The following is a 19,177-nucleotide window of genomic DNA, read 5'->3' as shown; positions in this document are numbered from 1 at the left end:
CGGGGCGCCGCCTACTCGATCGCAGGAAGGCGCACCACGAACGACGTCTGTCCGGGCCTGGTGGTCACCTCAACGGTGCCGTGATGTGCCTCGACGATGGCGCGCACGATGGCGAGACCGAGTCCCGTGCTTCCGGAGGCTCGACTGCGCGAGGACTCGCCGCGAGCGAACCTCTCGAACACGGTCGCGACGAGGTCCTCCGGGATGCCGGGTCCGTCGTCGACGACGGTGATGACGGCTGTGGTCGAGTTGGTGGCGCTCAGGCTCGCCGTGATGGTGGTTCCGGGCGGCGTGTGGACGCGCGCGTTCGCGAGCAGGTTCGCGAGCACCTGATGAAGGCTCGCGGCGTCCCCCCTCACGTGGACCGGGGCTTCGGGGAATCTGGTCCGCCAGTTGTGGTCGGGCCCACTGGCGGTCGCATCGCTGACCACGTCGAGGAGCAGGTGCGTCAGGTCGACCGGTTCGCTGGCGAGCACGGGGTCGGTGTCGAGACGGGCCAGGAGCAGAAGGTCCTCCACCATGGTGGTCATGCGTGCGGCCTCCGACTCGACCCGCTCCATCGCGTAGGTGATCTGCGGGGGTGCGTCGTGGCGGATGCGGCGGGTGAGCTCGGCGTACCCGCGGATGGCCGCCAACGGGGTGCGCAGCTCGTGGCTGGCGTCGGCGACGAACCTGCGGACCTTCGTCTCGCTCTCGTGGCGGGCCGTCAGGGCACCCGTCACGTGGTCGAGCAGACGGTTGACCGAGCCGGCGACCTGACCGACCTCGGTGCGGTCGTCCACGTCGCGACGCTCGATCCGCTCGGTCAGCGCGACCTCGCCCTGGGAGAGCGGCAGTGTGCTGACCCGCTCTGCCGTGCCGGCCACACGCTGCAGCGGACGCAGCGTGCGCCGGACGATGATCGCGCCCACGATGCTGGCCGCCAGGATCGCTCCGGCCGCCACCGCGACCTCCAGCGCGATCAGCCGGAGAACGACGCGGTCGACGTCGTCCAGCGGCAGTCCGGTGATGAGCACGTCGCCGTCGGGTGAGCGCGCGGCGAGGACCCGGAAGTCTCCCAAGCTCCCGACGTTGATGGTGTGCGGCCGCTCATCGACGGCCACGTGCAGCAGCACGCTCACGGACTCGATCGAGATGTTCTGGATGGACCCATCGTCCTTCAGGACCCCGACCTGGGTCAGCTTGCCGCTCACGACGCGCGCACCGAGCGTGCCCGAGGCCTGACCGGGCGCCAGGAGGAAGTGGTTGCCACCGGCATTCGTCGGGTCGTCGTCATCCGACGTCAGGGTGCCGGCCTGCGAAGAGCGCTGCCCGGCCGCGGTGAGAGAGGCGTCGAGGCGTCCGACGAGGAACCCCCGCAACGCGACGACGGTGATCAACCCGACCAGTGCCGACACAACGGCGAGCAGGGTGACCAGCACGATCACCAGTCGGAGCCGCAGCGAGTGCCGACGGCCACGGGGCGCATCGTCGGCACGGCGTCGTCCGAACATCACTCCGCCGGCTTGAGCACGTATCCGACGGCGCGAACGGTGTGGATCATCGGGGGGCGACCCGCGTCGATCTTGCGCCGCAGGTAGGAGATGTAGAGCTCGACCACGTTGGTCTGACCACCGAAGTCGTAGTGCCACACACTGTCCAGCAGCTGTCCCTTGGACAGCACACGGCGTGGGTTCAGCATCAGGTGACGCAGGACTTCGAACTCGGTCGCAGTGAGCTCGATCTGCTGACCGCCACGGGTCACCTCGCGGCTGGCCTCGTCCAGGGTGAGGTCGCCGACGACGATCAGACTGTCATCTCCTGAGGCGGCCGCTCCGACCCGGCGCAGCATGCCGCCCACGCGGGCCACGACCTCCTCGAGGCTGAACGGCTTCGTGACGTAGTCGTCGCCGCCGGCGGTGATGCCGGGCGATGCGGTCACTCACGGCATCCCTCGCGGACAGGAAGAGGACCGGTGCGGCGATCGTCTCGGCGCGCAGCCTCTTGAGTACTTCGAGTCCGTCGAAGCCCGGCAGCATCACGTCGAGGACCGCCACGTCGGGCCGGAAGTCCCGGGCGGCCCGGACGCCGCTCGGGCCGTCGCCGGCGGTCAGGACCTCCCAACCCTCGTACTTGAACGCCATCGACAGCAGCTGCGCGAGTGTGTCCTCGTCCTCGACGACCAGCACACGCATGGGCGACCCGTCAGGGCGCGTCAACTGCGGGCGCTCGCTCATCACACCTCCGTCAAGTGGTTCGTACGGACCGTCGGGAATCGACCTTAGCCGTGTCGACGGGCCGCGAGCCCGCACGTGGCCATCCGAGGACGCTCGTCTTGGCGTGCGCCAGCCGCTTCCTATGCGTTCCTGATGAGTGACCGTTCATCAAGGCTCCACATGAGTCTCATAGACCGAGCCCCCACGGTGAAGACATGTCCACGAAACCAAGTCCCCTCATCCGCGCCCGTCGCTGGCTGTTCGGCGCTGTCGGTGCCAGCCTGCTGGGCACCGCGGCCCTCACGGTCGCAGCCCATGACTCGACCGCGTCGACCGCGGCGACGACGTCGACGACCACCACATCCACCACGACCTCATCCGGCAGCGGTTCCTACAGCGGCTATGACAGCGGTACGACGAGCTCGAGCAATGACAGCGCGAGTGGCACCACCTCCGGAGACACCGGCTCGACGGTCAACTCCGGCAGCAACGGCTCAGCGAGCGGATCGAGCCACTCCTCATGAGGGCATCCCCGAACCTCGCGGCGTGGCGCGACTGGTCGTGCGCCGTCACGGTCGCCGTGATCGAGCCCCGTCACCTCGACGGCGCCACGCGGATCGTCAGCGAGCTGATGGGGAAGGTCGAGGCCGCCGCCAGCCGGTTCCGCGCCGACTCCGAGCTCGAGCGCGTCAACGACCATGCCGGCGAGCTCGTGCCGGTCAGTCCGCTCGCGCTCCACCTGGTCAACGTCGCACTCGACGCCGCCCGTGACACCGACGGCGCAGTCGACCCGACCATTGGCACAGCGCTCATCGGGCTCGGGTACGACGCCGATATCGCTACCGTTCGAGCCCGCACGGGGACGCCCGCCGTGACTCCGCAACCCGCGCCCGGCTGGAACCGGGTCCGCGTCGACCGAACGCTGTGCCGGCTCGGCGTACCGCGGGGGATGCGGCTCGACCTCGGCGCGACCGCCAAGGCCTGGACTGCGGACGAGGCGGCCCGCCGCATCCTTCGGAAGTACGGCGCCCCGGCGCTGGTCGGGATCGGCGGCGACCTCTCGGCTGCGGGCAAGCACGACTGGCTCGTCGACGTCGCCGAGATCGAGGGGGGACCCTCGGTCCGGATCGGGCTCACCGGTGGCGGCCTGGCGACCTCCTCGCTGGTGGGCCGGCGCTGGACCGGTCCCGACGGCCGGCCGGCCCATCACGTGGTCGACCCGCGCACGGGCGAGCCGGCGTCCGGGATGTGGCGCACCGCCAGCATCGCCGCCCCCTCGGCGCTGACCGCCAACGTGGTGAGCACCTGGGCGCTGGTCGACGACATCGCCGCCGGCCGTCGGATCCGCGAGCGCCGCTTTCCCGCGAGGCTCGTCGACCACCGCCACGATGTCACGACGTGGGGTACCTGGCCGTCGGAGTCGAGGGCCGCCTGATGACGCTCTGGTACCTCATTCGCGCACTCGGCTTTGTCGCCCTGCTCGCCCTCACCGCGTCGACCGCGCTCGGTGCGCTCGCCACTCGTGGCGGCGCTGGACAATCGCGGCTGATACGTCAACTCGTCCATCGCAGCGTGGGCGTCCTCGGCCTCGTCGTGCTCGGTCTGCACATCGCGGCCACACTGGCGGATGCCTACGTCAGCGTGCCTGCGACGACGCTCCTGTTCCCGTTCGCGGCCGGCTATCGCCCCGTCGCCGTCGCCCTCGGCGTCTTCGCGCTCTATGCCTTCATCCTCACGGGCCTCTCGGGCGGCCTGCGCCACCGGCTGGCTGGGTCGGCGCGCGCTGCTCGCACGTGGCGCATCGTCCACACGTCGGCGTACCTCGGCTGGGCGCTGAGCATGGCCCACGGCATCTTCGGCGGCACCGACACCCGCACCTGGTGGGGCGCCGCGACGTACGTCCTCTGCGGCGCCACGGTGGTCACCGCCGCCGCACTCCGGCTCGGCGCTCCACCGCGCCGGATCCCCGACACGACCGGCCGCCTGCGGCTGGACCATCACCAACCGATCGGAGCCCTTCGATGACCATGACGACAAGCCCGAACACGCAGCGGCGGACCCGCCACTCCGCCACACCGCCGGTGCTGTCCGTCGGGCCGGCGGTGCTGCTGGCGGGCACCTCCGGCAACCGACCGGTGAGCTACCCCGAGCACCGAGGGTTCGCGGGCGCGCCGATCCCGCGCACCCATGCCTGGTTGTGTACGGCGACCCGCGAAGCAGGCCTCCTGGGGCGCGGCGGCGCCGGGTTCCCGGTGAGCGCGAAGCTCGCCGCCGTCGGTCCGGGTGCCGAGGTGCTCGTCAACGGCAGCGAGAGCGATCCCTCGAGCTGGAAGGACCGCGTGCTGATGCGGTCGGCGCCCCACCGGGTCATCGACGGGGTCGTCGTGGTCGCCACCGCCCTCAGCGCGCGCGGCGCGACAATCACCGTGCACGACCCGGTCTCGGCGGACGCCCTGCTCGCGGCCTGCGCGGAGCGTCGCGATGCTCGCGACATCCGGGTGGTGCGCTCGGAGGGCGGCTTCGTGTCCGGCGAGGTCCGGGCGGCGATCAACGGGCTCGAGAACCGCCCCGCCGTGCCCGAGGGGCGTCGCGTGCTGCCGACGGAGCGGGGACTCCTGGGACGACCGACGTTCGCGTCGAACGTGGAGACGTTCGCCGCGCTGGGCGTCCTCGCGGACTCGGGCCTGACGGGCGGACTCCCGCATGAGGCGGGCACCACGCTCGTGACGCTCGTCGGCGACGTGCCCCATCGCGGCGTGATCGAGGTGCCGCACGGCCTGCGGCTCCGAGACCTCACCGGCGCACTCGACGGCCGGCCCGTGCTGATCGGCGGCTATCACGGCGTCTGGTCGTCCGCGGCCCATCTGACGGTCGACCGATCGGCGCTGAAGGCGGCCGGACTGGCCTGGGGCGCCGGCGTGGTCGCCGTACTTCCCGATGACACCTGCGCCCTCGGGGAGCTCGCCCGCGTCGGGCAGTGGCTCGCCCGCGAATCGGCGGGGCAGTGCGGACCGTGTGTCTTCGGGCTCGACTCCCTCGCGCGCGACCTGGGCGCCCTCCACGCCGGCGCGCTCCCGGACGTGGACGCACTCAAGCGACGGGCCGGGCTGATCTCCGGTCGTGGCGCGTGTGCCCACCCCACGGGAGCCGTGCGGTTCCTGGGCACGGGTCTGACGGCGTACGCCGAGGAGATCGAGCTACACCGCTTGGGTCGTGGCTGCGGCCGCCCGACCCGCGGCGTGCTTCCGCTGACCTCGGGGGGTGCGGCGTGAGCGCGCGACTCGAGGTCGACTGGACGCGTTGCGACGGACACGGACTGTGCGCTCAACTGTGGGGTGAGCGCATCGGTACCGACCCTTGGGGCTTCCCCCTGCTGCCGCCGGAACTGGGCGAGGACGAGATGGCCCGTGCGCGTCAGGTCGTCGGGGTCTGCCCGGCCCTTGCGCTGCGGCTCCAGAGATGAGTGAGCCAGGCCCTCGCCCGCTCCGCGACCGGCACCTGCATCGGGGATGGGCGAGGCATGCCGAGGATCGTGCATGACGCACCATGGCGAGTGCGTCGCGCTCTTGGCGCCAGCGGCCGGTTGACGGATCATGGGCGCCATGCGCCTGCGCCTGCCCCGATTCAGCTATGCCAACGTCGCCGCCACCCTGGCGCTCCTGATCGCGGTCGCCGGCACCGGCGGGGGACAGGCGGTCGCCGCAGTGGTCAAGAAGCTCGCCCCGAACTCCGTGACCTCGAAGACGATCAAGAACCGCTCGATCATCGCGGCCGACGTCGCCACGGGCAGCATCGGCGGCAACGAGATCAAGAACGGCTCCCTCGGCGGCGTCGACGTCGCCGACGGCTCACTCGGCGGACAGGACATCGCGGGCGCCTCCGTCGCCGGCAGCAGGCTGGTGCCCAACTCGGTCGACTCCTCGCGGATCGCGAACCAGTCGCTCACCAGCGTCGACATCGCGGACGGCACGATCAGCAACGCCGACGTCGGCAACGGCGCGCTGGGCTTCGAGAAACTCTCCAACGACGCCAAGACCCAGTTGAGCCAGGTCTGGGCGGACCGGCCGATCAACGCGGGCAGCGTCCTCACCGGCTACGGCGCGACGGCCTACAACGCGAGCGGGGCCACCGACGCGCGCGGGGTGTCGTTCTCCTTCCCGGCGGCCGCCCAGACGATCCGGTCGGCTCCGGTGACCACCGGCGACTCGCACTGCACCGGCAGCTACGTCTCTCCGCAGGCGGCTGCCGGCTACATCTGCTATTACCTCAAAGCCGATGACGGTGGGGCGAACCACGTCGGCACGCTGGAGCCACTCTCCTACGGTCCGCACGGATTCGTGCTCAAGTACACGCCCGTCGCCGGCGCCGGCTGGACCTTCGCCGAGATCACCTGGGCCTACACCGCGCCTGCCGCCTGAGGTCTTCGGGCGTCGGCCCGATGATGCACCGCGTCGAGTGCGTCGCCCTGCTCACTCCTCGTCACCGGTGAGCGCGCGCCCTGCGCGGCGGGCGGTGGTGGTGGCGTCGTTGATCGCGCTGTAGAACCGTCCGGCGATCTCGTCGTGCCTGCGACGGAAGCGCGTGGTCCTCCCGCGGGTCGCGGGGATCGCGTCGAGCAGGGCGAAGGAGAGGCCGGCGACGGTCTCGTGGCCGAGCCGGGTGACGGTTGCCCCGAGGTCGACCGCATCGGCCGCCCGCTGGGCGCTGTCGGCCAACGGCGAGCGGAGCGCGAGGAGTCGGGTCGCCTCCTCCCGCCACGCGGCGCGACGCAGCAGCTGTCGGCGTACGTCCTCGGCGGCGGCGCTGGCGGCGAGCCAGCCTCGCACGGTGATGACGACCAGGCCGATGGCCAGCCCGGCTGCCACCAGCGCGGCCAAGACCAGGAGCCGGGCAAGGAGGTCAGCCGACATGGACCCGTACCTCGGCCGCGATGCCCTCCTCCTCGAGGGTCTCCAGGATCTGCGTGCTGGCCTGGTCGTAGACGATCCGCGAGATCATCGCGGGCGTGACGCCGCCGAGGAGCTTCGCCGCACGCGAGTGCTTGGCGGCGACCTCGAGCGGGTTGAGGATCTCGATCGTGATCAGGCGGCGCGGTCCGAGGTCGCCCGGAACTGCCGGAGCTGCCGGTCCCTCCGCACGCGCGGCCACCTCCTCCTGCAACCCGAGCACGGTGGTCGAGAGCGCGGCGACGCGTCGGCGAAGGAGGAGCGCGGTGATCGCGACGGCGACGGTCGCGACGAGGGCCACGGCGGCGAGCACAGCCAGGACGATGGTCACGGGCTCCATCCTCCTGCATCAGCGCGACCCGCTGCCTGAGTGACGGCGGCACGCAGGACCGCCCACCTAGGCCGCTTGATATCGTGTATCTTGATATCAAGACAAATGAGCAAGCGAGCGACGCGAAGCAAGGCGAGCCTTACTTTCAACGGCGCCCACGCGGACGGCAGGATGGGAACCATGGCCAGCAAGAACAGTTTCGGTGCCAAGAGCACCCTCTCGGTGGACGGCACCGACTACGAGATCTTCCGCCTCGACGCGGTCACGGGCGACGGCTTGGACGTGCAGTCCCTGCCGTACTCGCTCAAGGTCCTCCTGGAGAACCTGCTCCGCACCGAGGACGGCGCGGACATCACGGCCGACGACATCAAGGCGCTCGCCGGCTGGGACCAGGACGCCGAGCCGGACAAGGAGATCCAGTTCACGCCGGCGCGCGTGATCATGCAGGACTTCACCGGCGTCCCGTGCATCGTCGACCTCGCCACCCTGCGTGAGGCCGCGGCCGACCTCGGCGGCGACCCGACGAAGATCAACCCGCTGAGCCCGGCCGAGATGGTCATCGACCACTCGGTCATCGCGGAGGTCTTCGGTACGCCCGAGGCGTTCGAGAAGAACGTCGAGATCGAGTACGACCGCAACAAGGAGCGCTACCAGTTCCTGCGCTGGGGCCAGACCGCGTTCGACGACTTCAAGGTCGTCCCGCCGGGCACCGGCATCGTCCACCAGGTCAACATCGAGCACCTGGCCCGCACCGTCTTCACCCGTGAGGTCGACGGCGAGCTCCTGGCATACCCCGACACCTGCGTCGGCACCGACTCCCACACCACGATGGTCGACGGCCTCGGCGTCCTCGGCTTCGGCGTCGGCGGCATCGAGGCAGAGGCGGCCCTGCTCGGCCAGCCCGTCTCCATGCTGATCCCGCGCGTCGTGGGTTTCAAGCTGACCGGCGACCTGCCCGAAGGCTCCACCGCGACCGACCTCGTCCTCACGATCACCGAGATGCTGCGCAAGCACGGCGTCGTCGGCAAGTTCGTCGAGTTCTACGGCGCCGGTGTCGCGGCGCTGCCGCTCGCCAACCGCGCCACCATCGGCAACATGAGCCCCGAGTTCGGCTCGACCGTCGCGATGTTCCCGATCGACGACGAGACGATCAACTACCTGCGCCTCACGGGCCGCGATGAGCAGCAGCTCAAGCTCGTCGAGACCTACGCGAAGGAGCAGGGCCTCTGGCTCGACCCCGCCGCTGAGCCGCGCTTCTCCGAGAAGCTCGAGCTCGACCTCTCCACCGTCGTGCCGTCGATCGCCGGCCCGAAGCGTCCCCAGGACCGCGTCGAGCTCACCAACGCCAAGCAGTCCTTCCGCGGCGCGCTGGTCGACTACGCCGGTGACACACAGGACACCAAGGGCTACGACGAGTCCGTCGAGGAGAGCTTCCCCGGCTCCGACGTCCCCTCCAAGGACCCGGCGCAGTCCAACGGTGAGGCGGCCCCGCGGGACTTCCTCTCGGCCGCGCCCAAGGACGGTGGCCGCGCCTCCAACCCGGTCGAGGTGACCCTCGAGGACGGGACGACGTTCGAGCTCGACCACGGTGCGGTCACGATCGCGTCCATCACGTCCTGCACCAACACCTCCAACCCGAGCGTGATGATCGGTGCCGCGCTCCTGGCCAAGAAGGCCGTGGAGAAGGGCCTGACCCGCAAGCCGTGGGTCAAGACCACGCTCGCCCCCGGGTCGAAGGTCGTCACCGACTACTACGACAAGGCCGGCCTCACGCCGTACCTCGAGAAGGTCGGCTTCAACCTCGTCGGCTACGGCTGCGTCACCTGCATCGGCAACTCGGGCCCGATCATCCCCGAGGTCTCCGCCGCGGTGAACGAGAAGGACCTCGCGGTCGTCTCGGTGCTCTCCGGCAACCGCAACTTCGAGGGTCGCATCAACCCGGACGTGAAGATGAACTACCTCGCGTCGCCGCCGCTCGTCATCGCGTACGCGCTGGCCGGCTCGATGGACGTCGACCTGTTCAACGACCCGATCGGTCAGGACACCGACGGCAACGACGTCTTCCTCAAGGACATCTGGCCGTCCCCGGCCGAGGTCGAGACGACCATCGCCCAGGCGATCGACTCCGACATGTTCACCAAGGACTACGCCGACGTCTTCGCGGGTGACGAGCGCTGGCAGAACCTCCCCACCCCGACGGGTGACACCTTCACGTGGGACGACGCATCGACGTACGTCCGCAAGGCGCCGTACTTCGACGGCATGTCCCTGACGCCGAGCCCGGTGACCGACATCGAGGGTGCCCGCGTGCTCCTCAAGCTCGGTGACTCCGTCACGACCGACCACATCAGCCCGGCCGGCAACATCAAGGCCGACAGCCCGGCCGGCAAGTACCTCGCGGAGAACGGCGTCGCCCAGCGCGACTTCAACTCCTACGGCTCGCGTCGAGGCAACCACGAGGTCATGATCCGCGGCACCTTCGCCAACATCCGGATCAAGAACCAGGTCGCACCCGGCACCGAGGGTGGCCTGACCCGCGACTTCACGCAGGCCGACGCCCCCGTCGTCCCCGTGTACGACGCCAGCGTCAACTACCAGGCCGCGGGCATCCCGCTCGTCGTCCTCGGTGGCAAGGAGTACGGCTCGGGCTCCTCGCGTGACTGGGCCGCCAAGGGCACCTCGCTCCTCGGCGTCAAGGCCGTCATCACCGAGTCGTTCGAGCGGATCCACCGCTCCAACCTCATCGGTATGGGCGTCATCCCGCTCCAGTTCCCGGCCGGTGAGAACGCCGACAGCCTGGGCCTGACCGGCGAGGAGACCTTCTCCATCACCGGGATCACCGAGCTCAACGAGGGCCGGACGCCGAAGACGGTCAAGGTCACCACGGACACCGGTGTGGAGTTCGACGCGGTCGTCCGCATCGACACTCCCGGTGAGGCGAACTACTACCGCAACGGCGGCATCCTGCAGTACGTGCTGCGGAACCTGGTCGCTGGCTGACGCCATCCGTCGATCCGAACAGCGCCCCCGCGTAACAACGCGGGGGCGCTGTGACATGTGCAGGGTATGAACGCTCTCACCAAGGCCGCTGTCACCGCTGCCAGCACGGCCGCTCTCGCTCTGTCCTCACTCGCCCTCGGCACCGCGGCTGCCGACGCTGCGAAGCCCGCCAAGCCGAAGGCCTCCGTCACCGGGGTCACCGTCTCCGAGGACGCCGGGTTCGTGACCGTCACCGTCACGCTCACCAAGAAGGCCAAGAGGAAGCTCAAGCTCAACTGGTCGACCCAGTCCGTCGGCAAGAAGGGTGCGGCCACGGCAGGCGCCGACTACGCCGCCGTCAAGGGCCGCGTCGTCCTGACCAAGGGTGAGAAGAGCGCCGACCTCGTCGTGCCGATCATCGACGACGCCACCGTCGAGGGGACCGAGACCTTCTACATCAAGTTCAACGGCAAGGCTGCACACGTCAAGAAGCCGCGTGTGGCCGTCACGATCACCGACAACGACACGACGCCGGCTCCGGCCAGCTGATCGATCACTGAACCGCTCGGGGCGGTGCTCAGTTCAGCGAGAGCTGGCTGAGCACCGCCTCGACCAGGCGCGACGCCACGCCGGCGTTGTCCAGCAGCCACCTCTGCGTCGCGGGATCCCGCAGGGCGGTCGACTCCTTGAGTACGTCGAGGTGCTCGTCGTCCATCGCGAGCATGAGCTGGACCAGCACGGGGGCCACGCCGATCTCACGCGCCACTGCCACGACATGGTCGACGAGCTCGATGTCGAGGGTGCTGGGCACATTGATCAACCCGGCGAGCGTCGGCTGCTCGACCGCGTGCATCGCAGGCAGGACTTCTGCCCACACCTCGTTGAAGGCAATGGCCCTCACCAGCTCGTCGCGCGAGTCCGGGCTCACGGCATCGGCCTGCGCGACGATGCGGGTGCAGCTCTCGGGGGAGAGGGCGGCGAGGATCGCGACGGCGGCGTCGTACGCATCGGCCTCGGAGGCCGCGCGGATGATGCCGGCGAGCGTGTCGTCGGAGAGATGCTCGACGATGGCGTCCAGTGAGGACGGGTCGTCGGCGAAGAGCGCGGTCTGGAGCAGCGCGTGCTCGCTGGCGACCTCGACGACCCGGAGCGCGACGTCGGCGTCGATGATCGACACGAACCGTCCGAGTACGAGGAACTCCTCCCGCTCGAGCAGGCGTCGGCCCACGTCGACGATGAGATCGTCGGGAAGCAGGGAGACGATCGGTGCGACCCGCTGCGGGTCGAGCGAGACCGCGAGGGTCGTCAGGAAGCCGGGGGAGAGGTGGCCCGCGAGTCGTGCGGCGTCGCGCGGGTCGAGGGCGCCGGCGACGCGGGCCGACAGCATCGGGCCCAACGCCAGCTCGGCGATCTTGGCGGTGAGGGGGACGGGCAGCAGCTTGCTGAGGGAGGCGAGCCGCGTCACGCGGTCCTCGTGCCGGGCGAAGAGTGCGTTGCTCACGTCGGTGCGGAGCTCGCGGAGTTGGGTCGGGGAGTTGGAGGCGAGGAAGGCGAGCTCCTCCTCGGTGGCGCCGAGCTCATGGGCGAGCTTGCGGATCTCGATCCGGCTGGCGAGGTCACCCACGGCGGCCTCCTGGGAAGAGCAGCTTCTGGGCCGGGCCGCGCACCAGCCGGGGCACGAAGCGCAGCGCCTCGTCCAGGGCGCCGTCGAAGGCCCTGTCCTCGGACTCCATCGCGCGGTCGATCACCGCGTCGAGCCGGGCCAGGTCCTCCGCCCTGTGGTCCTGAAGTGCCGCGAGGCGGGTCTCGGGAACGCCGAGCCGCTTCGCCAGTCGCGCGTGTTCTACGCCCATCTGTCCTCCCAAGGGTGTGATGGGGCGCACACTAACGGATACGGAAGGTATGCGTGACACGTGTCTCGTTGAAGGCGGCGCCGGGGCGCTCACTACCCTTGCTCCGTGACTGAAGGGGCGGCGCTGGAGATCCTCGGACCGACCCCGCCGCCGCGGCGCCGCCGCCGCCGGGGACTCGTCATCGCCGTGACCGTCCTCGCGGTGATGCTCGTCGCCGGACTCGCCGCATGGCCGATGGTCCGCCCCGAGCACACGGTCGAGACGCTCTCGGCGTCGTACGCCGGCATCCGCGGTGTGCACACCTACGCCCATCTGAGCAACGCCCACACCGACGGCTCGGTCGACTATCCCCAGACCCCGCCGGTCGGCGGCGAGCACGACCCTGTATGGCTCGCCTGTGGCGTCTATGACGTGCCGGTGCGTGATGAGAACGCCGTGCATGACCTCGAGCACGGGGCCGTCTGGATCGCCTACGACCCGGACCTCTCCCGGGACCAGGTCGCCAAACTGGCGAAGGAGCTTCCGGCGAACGGGATCATGGCGCCGTACCCCGGCATTCCGGCCAAGGTCGTGCTGACCGTGTGGGGGATCCAGCTGCCGCTGTCCTCGGCCGATGACCCGCGCATCGGCGCCTTCCTCGCGAAGTTCGGGCACGGGGAGGCGGCGCCTGAGTCCGGTGTCTCCTGCGCCGGCGGTCTCAAGGACCCGAACGGCGGTCATGCGCCCGAAGGAACCTCGGTCTGACCTTGAGTGGTCTAGACCACCCTAGTTAACATGGCTGACATGAAGACCACATCTCGGATCCTGTCAGGCGCCGCCGTCGGCGCTCTCGCCCTGGGCGCCACTGCCCCCGCCGCCATGGCCCACGAGGGTCATCACCGCGGCCATGCGAAGCCCTTCGCGGGGGCTCGCCCCACGTCCGTCGCCGAGGGCGCCGGCACGGCCGCCGTCAAGCTCAAGCTGCGCAAGCCTGCCACGGAGGACATCACCTACACCTGGTCGACCCTCGACCGCACCGTGCCATCGTCGACCTCGCAGCGGCGGGGCACGCACACGTCGTACCGCGGCTTCCGTGGTCACAACGGGGCGTACAAGGGCTACAAGCGCTTCGCGACCGCCGGTGAGGACTACACCGCGAGCTCCGGCACCGTGACGATCAAGGCCGGTGAGCGCTCGGCGACCGTGACGGTCCCGGTCCTCGATGACACCACCGACGAGCGGAGCGAGGTCTTCCTCGTGAAGTTCAGGCCGACGGCGGACTCGACCGCGACGCCGAGCTCGCGCTCCGGCACCCACTCCTCCCACCGGGGCTTCCACCGAGGCTTCAGCAGGTCGGTCATCGCCCCCGTGACGATCATCGACAACGACTGACGCACCGCGGCGCGTCGCTTCTGACTGCAGGCCACCCAGATCACCTGATCAGGGTGGCCTGCAGCTGTGCCTCCCGGTCGACGAAGCCGACGGCCTCATAGACCCGGCGGGCAGGATTGTCAGGCTCGGTGACGATGACCAGCGAGTCCGCGCGCAGCGCCGTGACGGCGTAGTCGCCCGCGTGCACCACGAGTCCGGAGGCGAGGCCGCGACGCCGCCAGGCCGGATGCGTCACCACGTCCTGGAAACGGGCAGGGCCATGGCCGGTGGAGAAGATCCCCAGCCCCGCCACCATCTCGTCGCCCACGAACGCGCCGAACCAGTCACCGGCCCCCGAGTCGGCGAGCGCGCGCTCGGCCGCGGCCTTGCGGCGGACGAACTCCGGGAACCCGTTCCCGAAACGGTCCTGGTCGACCAGGACGGAGAGTGCGATCCGCCGCTCCCAGTCCTCGTCGGTCTTGAGCTGGCGGAAGGTCGCGTTCGTCGTGCGGCGTCGGGTGAGCCGCAGTGAGGTCGCCGTCATCGCGCGGGTCACCTCGGTGGTGAAGCCGGCCTCGGCGAAGGGACGAAGGTCGGTCAGGTCGCCGGTCGGGTCGTCGACGCCGAATGCACAGTGGGAGGCCTCGGGGAAGGCCTCCCGAAACACCTCGATCCACGCCGGGATGTCCCGGCGCACGGGCGTGCGCCGCAGCAGCAGGAAGTTGCCCCAGTGGTACGTCGGGTTGGCCGGTGTCCGAACCAGGATGCAGGTGCCGTGATCCTCGACGTCGCTCCCCGACGCCTCCCGCAGCGCCAGGTCCGTCTGCCAGGCCTTCGACAGGATCTCCATGGCGTGGGACTCTCCCTCAGTGGATCGGCAGGGAGGTTTCGCGGGCGTAACGATCGCGCCGGTAGTCTGCTGGCCATGGGTGTGCTGCAGCAGATCTCGTCGCCCCGGGATCTCGACGGACTGGACGAGGGCCAGCTCGTCGCCCTTGCGGCCGAGATCCGTGACCTGCTGATCCGGACGGTCGCCACCAACACCGGTCACCTCGGGCCCAACCTCGGCGTCGTCGAGCTGACCCTGGCCCTCCACCGTGTCTTCGAATCGCCGCGGGACAGCATCGTCTTCGACACCGGCCACCAGTCCTACGTGCACAAGCTGGTGACCGGACGGGTCGACCAGTTCGACACCCTCCGCCGCGAGGGCGGCCTGAGCGGCTACCCGAGCCAGGCGGAGTCCGACCACGACCTCGTCGAGAACTCCCACGCCTCCACGGCCCTCAGCTACGCCGACGGCCTGGCCAAGGCCTATGCGATCCGCGGCGAGGACCGCCACGTCGTAGCCGTCATCGGCGACGGTGCACTCACCGGTGGCATGGCCTGGGAGGCGCTCAACAACATCGCGATCGCGCACTCGTCCCGGCTCGTGATCGTGGTCAACGACAACGGCCGCTCCTACACGCCGACGATCGGCGGTCTCGCGACCGCACTGACGACCCTGCGCACCAACCCGCGCTACGAGCGCGTCCTCGACACGATCAAGCGCCGCCTCCCACAGGTGCCCGGCGTCGGCGCCCCCGCCTACGAGGTGCTGCACGCCATGAAGAAGGGCGTCAAGGACGCGCTCGCCCCGCAGGGTCTCTTCGAGGACCTCGGGCTGAAGTACGTCGGCCCCGTCGACGGTCACGACCGGGCGGCCATGGAGCAGGCACTCAAGCAGGCCAAGGGCTACGGCGGTCCGGTCATCGTCCATGCGATCACGCGCAAGGGCTTCGGCTACGACCCCGCCGAGCGCCACGAGGCCGACCAGTTCCACGCCCCCGGTCCCTTCGACGTCCAGACCGGGGCCGAGAAGCCCAAAGGCCGGATCTGGACCGACCACTTCTCCGACCACATCGTGTCGATCGGCGAGCGGCGCCCCGACGTCGTCGCGATCACGGCGGCGATGATGCACCCCGTCGGGCTCGACGCGTTCCAGCGCCGCTTCCCTGAGCGGACCTTCGACGTCGGCATCGCCGAGCAGCACGCGACCACGTCGGCCGCAGGCCTGGCCATGGGCGGCCTGCATCCGGTCTTCGCGGTCTATGCGACCTTCCTCAACCGGGCCTTCGACCAGGTCCTCATGGACGTCGCGCTGCACCGCTGTGGCGTCACGTTCGTGCTCGACCGCTCGGGCGTGACCGGTGACGATGGCGCCAGCCACAACGGCATGTGGGACATGTCGATGCTGCAGGTCGTGCCCGGGCTGCGACTCGCCGCGCCCCGTGACGTCACCCGGATGTGCGAGCTGCTCGACGAGGCCGTGGAGGTCTCAGACGCGCCCACCGTCGTGCGCTTCCCCAAGGGCCCGCCGCCCGCCGAAATCGAGGCCGTGAGCACCGTCGGGGGTGCCGACGTACTCCTGCGGTCGGGGCCACGCGACGTGCTCGTCGTCGCCGTCGGCGCCATGGCCGAGACGGCGATGGGGGTCGCTGAGCGGCTCGTCGCCCAGGGGCTCGGCGTGACCGTCGTCGACCCGCGCTGGGTGAAGCCGGTCGACCCGGCGGTCGTCGAGCTCGCCGGACAGCACCGCCTGGTCGTCACGATCGAGGACAACGGGGTGATCGGCGGGGTCGGCGCGGTGCTGCTGCAGACCATGACCGCCGCAGGTGTCACGACCCCGGTGCGCATCCACGGCATCCCGCAGGAGTTCCTCGACCACGCGAAGCGGCCGAAGATCCTCGGGCGGATCGGCCTCACGCCCCAGGCCATCGCGCTGAGCGTCATCGAGGAGCTGGCCGAGCACACCCACCCGGCAGACGTCGCCGAGGCCGAGTCCTCAGCCTGACGGTTGAATTTTCGTCCCTCGGGGCACACAGGGCGCATGGACGTCCTACGCACGAAGTCGGTGGAGCAGTCCCTGCGTGACACCGACGATCCGGAGTACCAGCTGAAGCGGAAGCTCACCGCGCTCGACCTCACCGTCTTCGGCATCGGCGTCATCATCGGCGCCGGGATCTTCACCCTCACCGGCAAGGCGGCCGCCCAGTTCGCCGGCCCCGGCGTGGTCTTCTCCTTCGCCCTCGCAGCGATCTGCTGTGGACTCGCGGCGCTCTGCTACGCCGAGTTCGCGTCGACGCTGCCGGTCTCCGGGTCGGCGTACACCTTCTCCTACGCGACGCTGGGCGAGCTGATCGCGTGGATCATCGGCTGGGACCTCGTCCTCGAGCTCATGCTCGGTGCGTCCGTGGTGGCGCAGGGCTGGAGCACGTACGCGACCACCTTCCTCGACGAGATCGGCCTGGGCTGGCCCGACAGCATCGGCCCGGCTGACGCCGAGCACTTCTCCTTCGGCCACGTCAACGTGCTCGCCCTGCTCCTCGTCCTCGTCCTTGCCGCGCTGGTCGCCATCGGGATCAAGGAGTCGATGCGAGTCAACCTCATCCTGGTCGGGGTGAAGCTCTTCATCGTCCTCTTCGTCATCGTCGCCGGGCTCTTCTACATCCACGGCGCCAACTACCACCCCTTCGTGCCGCCGCGGGCCGATCCGGTGGACGCCAGCGGCCTGGCCCAGCCACTCGTGCAGTGGGTCTTCGGGCTTCAGCCGCAGACGTACGGCGTCCTCGGCATCATCAGCGCCGCGTCGGTCGTCTTCTTCGCCTACATCGGGTTCGACGTCGTGGCGACCACCGCCGAGGAGGCGAAGAACCCGCAGCGCGACCTGCCCCGCGGCATCATCGGCTCGCTCGTGATCTGCACGGTCCTCTACATCGCCGTCGCGCTCGTCATCACCGGCATGGTCCGCTACGACAAGATCGACACGGCAGCAGCGCTCGCCAGCGCCTTCCGCGACGTCGGCCATGACGGCTTCGCGACGCTGATCGCCGCCGGCGCGGTGGCCGGCCTGACGACGGTCGTGATGACGCTGATGATCGGCGCCGTCCGCGTGCTCTTCGCGATGAGCCGCGACGGCCTGCTGCCCTTCGGCTTCGGGCGCACCAGTCCCCGTACGGGAACGCCTGTGCGGATCACCCTGACTGTCGGCGCGCTGGTGGCTGTCGTCGCCGCCTTCACCCCGATCGAGAAGCTCGAGGAGATGGTCAACATCGGCACGCTGACTGCCTTCGCGCTCGTCTCGCTCGCCGTGCCGGTGCTGCGGCGCACCCGGCCCGACCTGGAGCGCTCCTTCCGCGTGCCGCTCAACCCCGTGTTGCCGATCGTCGCTGCCCTGATCTGCCTCTACCTGGCGCTCAACCTGAGCCTCGAGACCTGGCTGCGGTTCCTCGTCTGGATGGTGATCGGCTTCGGGCTCTACTTCGGCTACGGCTATCGCCACAGCCGCCGTGGCGTCACGGGGGCCGACGCGGCTCTTCGCAAAACGTCACCGTGACCCTTTGCGGTGTGGGTGACCGTTCAGAGCGGTCACCCACACCGCAAGAGGTCACCGTGACCGTTTGGTTGTCCACAGGGCGGTGCCTGCGCGGATGCGGGGCCGCGCGGCAGGGCCGATCATGTGCGCCATGAGCGCTGAATCCGGCCCCCGCACCCAACTCGTCTCATCCCGCCAGCGGCGGCTTGAAGGCGCGTTGGCGCCCCATCTCGACGGCAGCCTGGCGCGGATTCGCCGCGGGTACTACCGGCCGGTCGACCCCACGATCGAGTCAGGAGAGCTTTATCGACTGCGGATCGACGCTACGGTCGAGGCGCGCCGGGAGGAGATGGTGCTGTCCCATGTCACGGCGGCCCATCTCTGGGGATGCCCGCTTCTCCGTGCTGACCTGGCGCTCGTGCACGCGACTCGGCCCGGGAAGGCGCGGCGTACCGCGGCCGGCGTCCAGGTGCACCGCGCGGCGATACCGGACGAGCACGTGGTCATACATGCGAGCGGGCTCTTGGTGACCAGTCCCGGGTGGACGGCCGTCCAGGTCGCTTCGACGCTCGGCTTACCGAACGCGCTGCTTCCACTCGACCACCTTGTGCGACTGCTCAACGGTCCTGACGCCGATGATCCGGCTGCTGGAGAGGTGGTCGAGGACCTCATCGAGCTGATCTCGCCGCGAATGAAGGGCCATGCCCGCGCTGAGCGCCTTCTTCGGCTCGCGGATGCCCGTTCCGGTTCGGCGGGGGAGTCGCTCAGCCGCGGGCAGATGGAGCTGCTGGGCGTCCCGCGGCCTCAGCTGCAGGTGGCGTTTCCCCGAGGTGACCAGCCGGGCGACGACATCGTCGACTTCGACTGGCCGGACCTGGGTGTCTTCGGTGAGTTCGACGGCAAGGGCAAGTACTTCCGGGAGGAGTTCACCGCTGGTCGTTCCCCCGAGGAGGTGCTCTGGGACGAGAAGGTTCGTGAGGACCGCATCAGGCGGATCCGGCCTCGCGCCGTGCGATGGGACTGGGCGACCGCCCTCTCGCGAGATCGCCTGGCACGGGTCCTTGCCGGTGCCGGCGTACTGCCTCCTGCTCGTAGAGCCGCGTGAACCACCCTGCCGTTGGGTGCGGCCCGAACGCAAAGGGTCACCGTGACGGTTTGGCGTGTGGGTGACC

Annotated in this window: 19 protein-coding genes and 1 pseudogene; 13 read left to right on the top strand and 7 right to left on the bottom strand. The window is 69.9% G+C overall.

The features are described 5' to 3' along the window. Positions 1–11: 11 nt before the first annotated feature. Positions 12–1,493 (bottom strand): sensor histidine kinase, encoded by a 1,482-nt coding sequence (locus tag LH076_RS09700; RefSeq protein ID WP_227780486.1) that lies wholly within the window; start codon positions 1,491–1,493, stop codon positions 12–14. After that, positions 1,493–2,216: pseudogene (locus tag LH076_RS09695) on the bottom strand (response regulator transcription factor). Before LH076_RS09695 ends, LH076_RS09700 begins: the two are co-directional and overlap by 1 nt. A gap of 194 nt (positions 2,217–2,410) precedes the next feature. Between LH076_RS09695 and LH076_RS09690 the strand changes: the two are divergent. From LH076_RS09690 to LH076_RS09665, 6 genes are all read left to right on the top strand, one after another. Then, positions 2,411–2,719: a hypothetical protein gene (locus tag LH076_RS09690; RefSeq protein ID WP_227780485.1), complete on the top strand. Its 309-nt coding sequence runs from the start codon at positions 2,411–2,413 to the stop codon at positions 2,717–2,719. Beyond that, positions 2,716–3,630, top strand: coding sequence for an FAD:protein FMN transferase (locus tag LH076_RS09685; protein WP_227780484.1), 915 nt, complete (start codon positions 2,716–2,718; stop codon positions 3,628–3,630). Before LH076_RS09690 ends, LH076_RS09685 begins: the two co-directional genes overlap by 4 nt. After that, positions 3,630–4,220 carry a hypothetical protein gene (locus tag LH076_RS09680; RefSeq protein ID WP_227780483.1) on the top strand — a complete coding sequence of 197 codons (591 nt, stop codon included), beginning with the start codon at positions 3,630–3,632 and terminating at the stop codon, positions 4,218–4,220. The genes LH076_RS09685 and LH076_RS09680 overlap by 1 nt, the downstream gene beginning before the upstream one ends. Continuing rightward, the gene (locus LH076_RS09675; protein ID WP_227780482.1) at positions 4,217–5,467 is read left to right on the top strand and encodes an NADH-ubiquinone oxidoreductase-F iron-sulfur binding region domain-containing protein; all 1,251 of its coding nucleotides are present in this window, start codon (positions 4,217–4,219) and stop codon (positions 5,465–5,467) included. Before LH076_RS09680 ends, LH076_RS09675 begins: the two co-directional genes overlap by 4 nt. Further along, entirely contained in the window at positions 5,464–5,658 is a 195-nt protein-coding gene (locus LH076_RS09670) for a ferredoxin (protein ID WP_227780481.1), read from the top strand. Before LH076_RS09675 ends, LH076_RS09670 begins: the two co-directional genes overlap by 4 nt. Before the next feature lie 130 nt (positions 5,659–5,788). Next, a complete protein-coding gene (locus LH076_RS09665) occupies positions 5,789–6,613 on the top strand; it encodes a hypothetical protein (protein ID WP_227780480.1) in 825 nt (274 codons plus the stop codon). A 51-nt stretch (positions 6,614–6,664) separates the two neighbouring features. Here LH076_RS09665 and LH076_RS09660 read toward each other — a convergent pair whose 3' ends face one another. Continuing rightward, positions 6,665–7,105, bottom strand: a complete 441-nt coding sequence (locus LH076_RS09660; RefSeq protein ID WP_227780479.1) for a hypothetical protein — start codon at positions 7,103–7,105, stop codon at positions 6,665–6,667. After that, positions 7,095–7,472, bottom strand: a complete 378-nt coding sequence (locus LH076_RS09655) for a hypothetical protein (protein WP_227780478.1) — start codon at positions 7,470–7,472, stop codon at positions 7,095–7,097. The genes LH076_RS09660 and LH076_RS09655 overlap by 11 nt, the downstream gene beginning before the upstream one ends. A gap of 180 nt (positions 7,473–7,652) precedes the next feature. Between LH076_RS09655 and LH076_RS09650 the strand changes: the two genes are divergently transcribed. Together LH076_RS09650 and LH076_RS09645 are read left to right on the top strand one after the other, a co-directional pair. Beyond that, entirely contained in the window at positions 7,653–10,472 is a 2,820-nt protein-coding gene (locus LH076_RS09650) for an aconitate hydratase (RefSeq protein WP_227780477.1), read from the top strand. A gap of 66 nt (positions 10,473–10,538) precedes the next feature. Further along, positions 10,539–11,000, top strand: coding sequence for a Calx-beta domain-containing protein (locus tag LH076_RS09645; protein WP_227780476.1), 462 nt, complete (start codon positions 10,539–10,541; stop codon positions 10,998–11,000). Positions 11,001–11,028: 28 nt separating this feature from the next. Here LH076_RS09645 and LH076_RS09640 read toward each other — a convergent pair whose 3' ends face one another. Both LH076_RS09640 and LH076_RS09635 read right to left on the bottom strand, forming a co-directional pair. Next, the gene (locus LH076_RS09640; RefSeq protein ID WP_227780475.1) at positions 11,029–12,075 is read right to left on the bottom strand and encodes a hypothetical protein; all 1,047 of its coding nucleotides are present in this window, start codon (positions 12,073–12,075) and stop codon (positions 11,029–11,031) included. Beyond that, the gene (locus LH076_RS09635) at positions 12,068–12,304 is read right to left on the bottom strand and encodes a hypothetical protein (RefSeq protein ID WP_227780474.1); all 237 of its coding nucleotides are present in this window, start codon (positions 12,302–12,304) and stop codon (positions 12,068–12,070) included. Before LH076_RS09635 ends, LH076_RS09640 begins: the two co-directional genes overlap by 8 nt. 105 nt (positions 12,305–12,409) lie before the next feature. Between LH076_RS09635 and LH076_RS09630 the strand changes: the two genes are divergently transcribed. Continuing rightward, positions 12,410–13,048, top strand: a complete 639-nt coding sequence (locus LH076_RS09630) for a DUF3105 domain-containing protein (RefSeq protein WP_227780473.1) — start codon at positions 12,410–12,412, stop codon at positions 13,046–13,048. A gap of 39 nt (positions 13,049–13,087) precedes the next feature. Next, positions 13,088–13,675 (top strand): Calx-beta domain-containing protein, encoded by a 588-nt coding sequence (locus tag LH076_RS09625; RefSeq protein WP_227780472.1) that lies wholly within the window; start codon positions 13,088–13,090, stop codon positions 13,673–13,675. Between the two features lie 40 nt (positions 13,676–13,715). Here LH076_RS09625 and LH076_RS09620 read toward each other — a convergent pair whose 3' ends face one another. Next, positions 13,716–14,504: a GNAT family N-acetyltransferase gene (locus LH076_RS09620; protein WP_227780471.1), complete on the bottom strand. Its 789-nt coding sequence runs from the start codon at positions 14,502–14,504 to the stop codon at positions 13,716–13,718. Positions 14,505–14,579: 75 nt separating this feature from the next. Here LH076_RS09620 and dxs point away from each other — a divergent pair, with 75 nt between their 5' ends. The 3 genes from dxs to LH076_RS09605 all read left to right on the top strand — a co-directional run bounded on the left by dxs (position 14,580) and on the right by LH076_RS09605 (position 19,110). Next, positions 14,580–16,484 (top strand): 1-deoxy-D-xylulose-5-phosphate synthase, encoded by a 1,905-nt coding sequence (gene dxs, locus LH076_RS09615; protein WP_227780470.1) that lies wholly within the window; start codon positions 14,580–14,582, stop codon positions 16,482–16,484. A 36-nt stretch (positions 16,485–16,520) separates the two neighbouring features. Further along, positions 16,521–18,026 (top strand): amino acid permease, encoded by a 1,506-nt coding sequence (locus LH076_RS09610; RefSeq protein ID WP_227780469.1) that lies wholly within the window; start codon positions 16,521–16,523, stop codon positions 18,024–18,026. Positions 18,027–18,156: 130 nt separating this feature from the next. Continuing rightward, a complete protein-coding gene (locus tag LH076_RS09605) occupies positions 18,157–19,110 on the top strand; it encodes a hypothetical protein (protein ID WP_227780468.1) in 954 nt (317 codons plus the stop codon). Positions 19,111–19,177: the final 67 nt, after the last annotated feature.

It is taken from the genome of Nocardioides sp. Kera G14 (assembly GCF_020715565.1).
Lineage (GTDB): Bacteria > Actinomycetota > Actinomycetes > Propionibacteriales > Nocardioidaceae > Nocardioides.
The sequence above is the reverse complement of the archived record's forward strand: the minus strand, read 5'-3'. Positions and strand labels throughout refer to the sequence as shown.

What these genes read in the sequence shown, in the direction of transcription:
- LH076_RS09700 (WP_227780486.1), bottom strand. Translation starts at nt 1,493, where the DNA reads ATGTTCGGACGACGCCGTGCCGACGATGCGCCCCGTGGCCGTCGGCAC.
- LH076_RS09690 (WP_227780485.1), top strand. Translation starts at nt 2,411, where the DNA reads ATGTCCACGAAACCAAGTCCCCTCATCCGCGCCCGTCGCTGGCTGTTC.
- LH076_RS09685 (WP_227780484.1), top strand. Translation starts at nt 2,716, where the DNA reads ATGAGGGCATCCCCGAACCTCGCGGCGTGGCGCGACTGGTCGTGCGCC.
- LH076_RS09680 (WP_227780483.1), top strand. Translation starts at nt 3,630, where the DNA reads ATGACGCTCTGGTACCTCATTCGCGCACTCGGCTTTGTCGCCCTGCTC.
- LH076_RS09675 (WP_227780482.1), top strand. Translation starts at nt 4,217, where the DNA reads ATGACCATGACGACAAGCCCGAACACGCAGCGGCGGACCCGCCACTCC.
- LH076_RS09665 (WP_227780480.1), top strand. Translation starts at nt 5,789, where the DNA reads ATGGGCGCCATGCGCCTGCGCCTGCCCCGATTCAGCTATGCCAACGTC.
- LH076_RS09660 (WP_227780479.1), bottom strand. Translation starts at nt 7,105, where the DNA reads ATGTCGGCTGACCTCCTTGCCCGGCTCCTGGTCTTGGCCGCGCTGGTG.
- LH076_RS09650 (WP_227780477.1), top strand. Translation starts at nt 7,653, where the DNA reads ATGGCCAGCAAGAACAGTTTCGGTGCCAAGAGCACCCTCTCGGTGGAC.
- LH076_RS09645 (WP_227780476.1), top strand. Translation starts at nt 10,539, where the DNA reads ATGAACGCTCTCACCAAGGCCGCTGTCACCGCTGCCAGCACGGCCGCT.
- LH076_RS09635 (WP_227780474.1), bottom strand. Translation starts at nt 12,304, where the DNA reads ATGGGCGTAGAACACGCGCGACTGGCGAAGCGGCTCGGCGTTCCCGAG.
- LH076_RS09625 (WP_227780472.1), top strand. Translation starts at nt 13,088, where the DNA reads ATGAAGACCACATCTCGGATCCTGTCAGGCGCCGCCGTCGGCGCTCTC.
- LH076_RS09620 (WP_227780471.1), bottom strand. Translation starts at nt 14,504, where the DNA reads ATGGAGATCCTGTCGAAGGCCTGGCAGACGGACCTGGCGCTGCGGGAG.
- dxs (WP_227780470.1), top strand. Translation starts at nt 14,580, where the DNA reads ATGGGTGTGCTGCAGCAGATCTCGTCGCCCCGGGATCTCGACGGACTG.
- LH076_RS09610 (WP_227780469.1), top strand. Translation starts at nt 16,521, where the DNA reads ATGGACGTCCTACGCACGAAGTCGGTGGAGCAGTCCCTGCGTGACACC.
- LH076_RS09605 (WP_227780468.1), top strand. Translation starts at nt 18,157, where the DNA reads ATGAGCGCTGAATCCGGCCCCCGCACCCAACTCGTCTCATCCCGCCAG.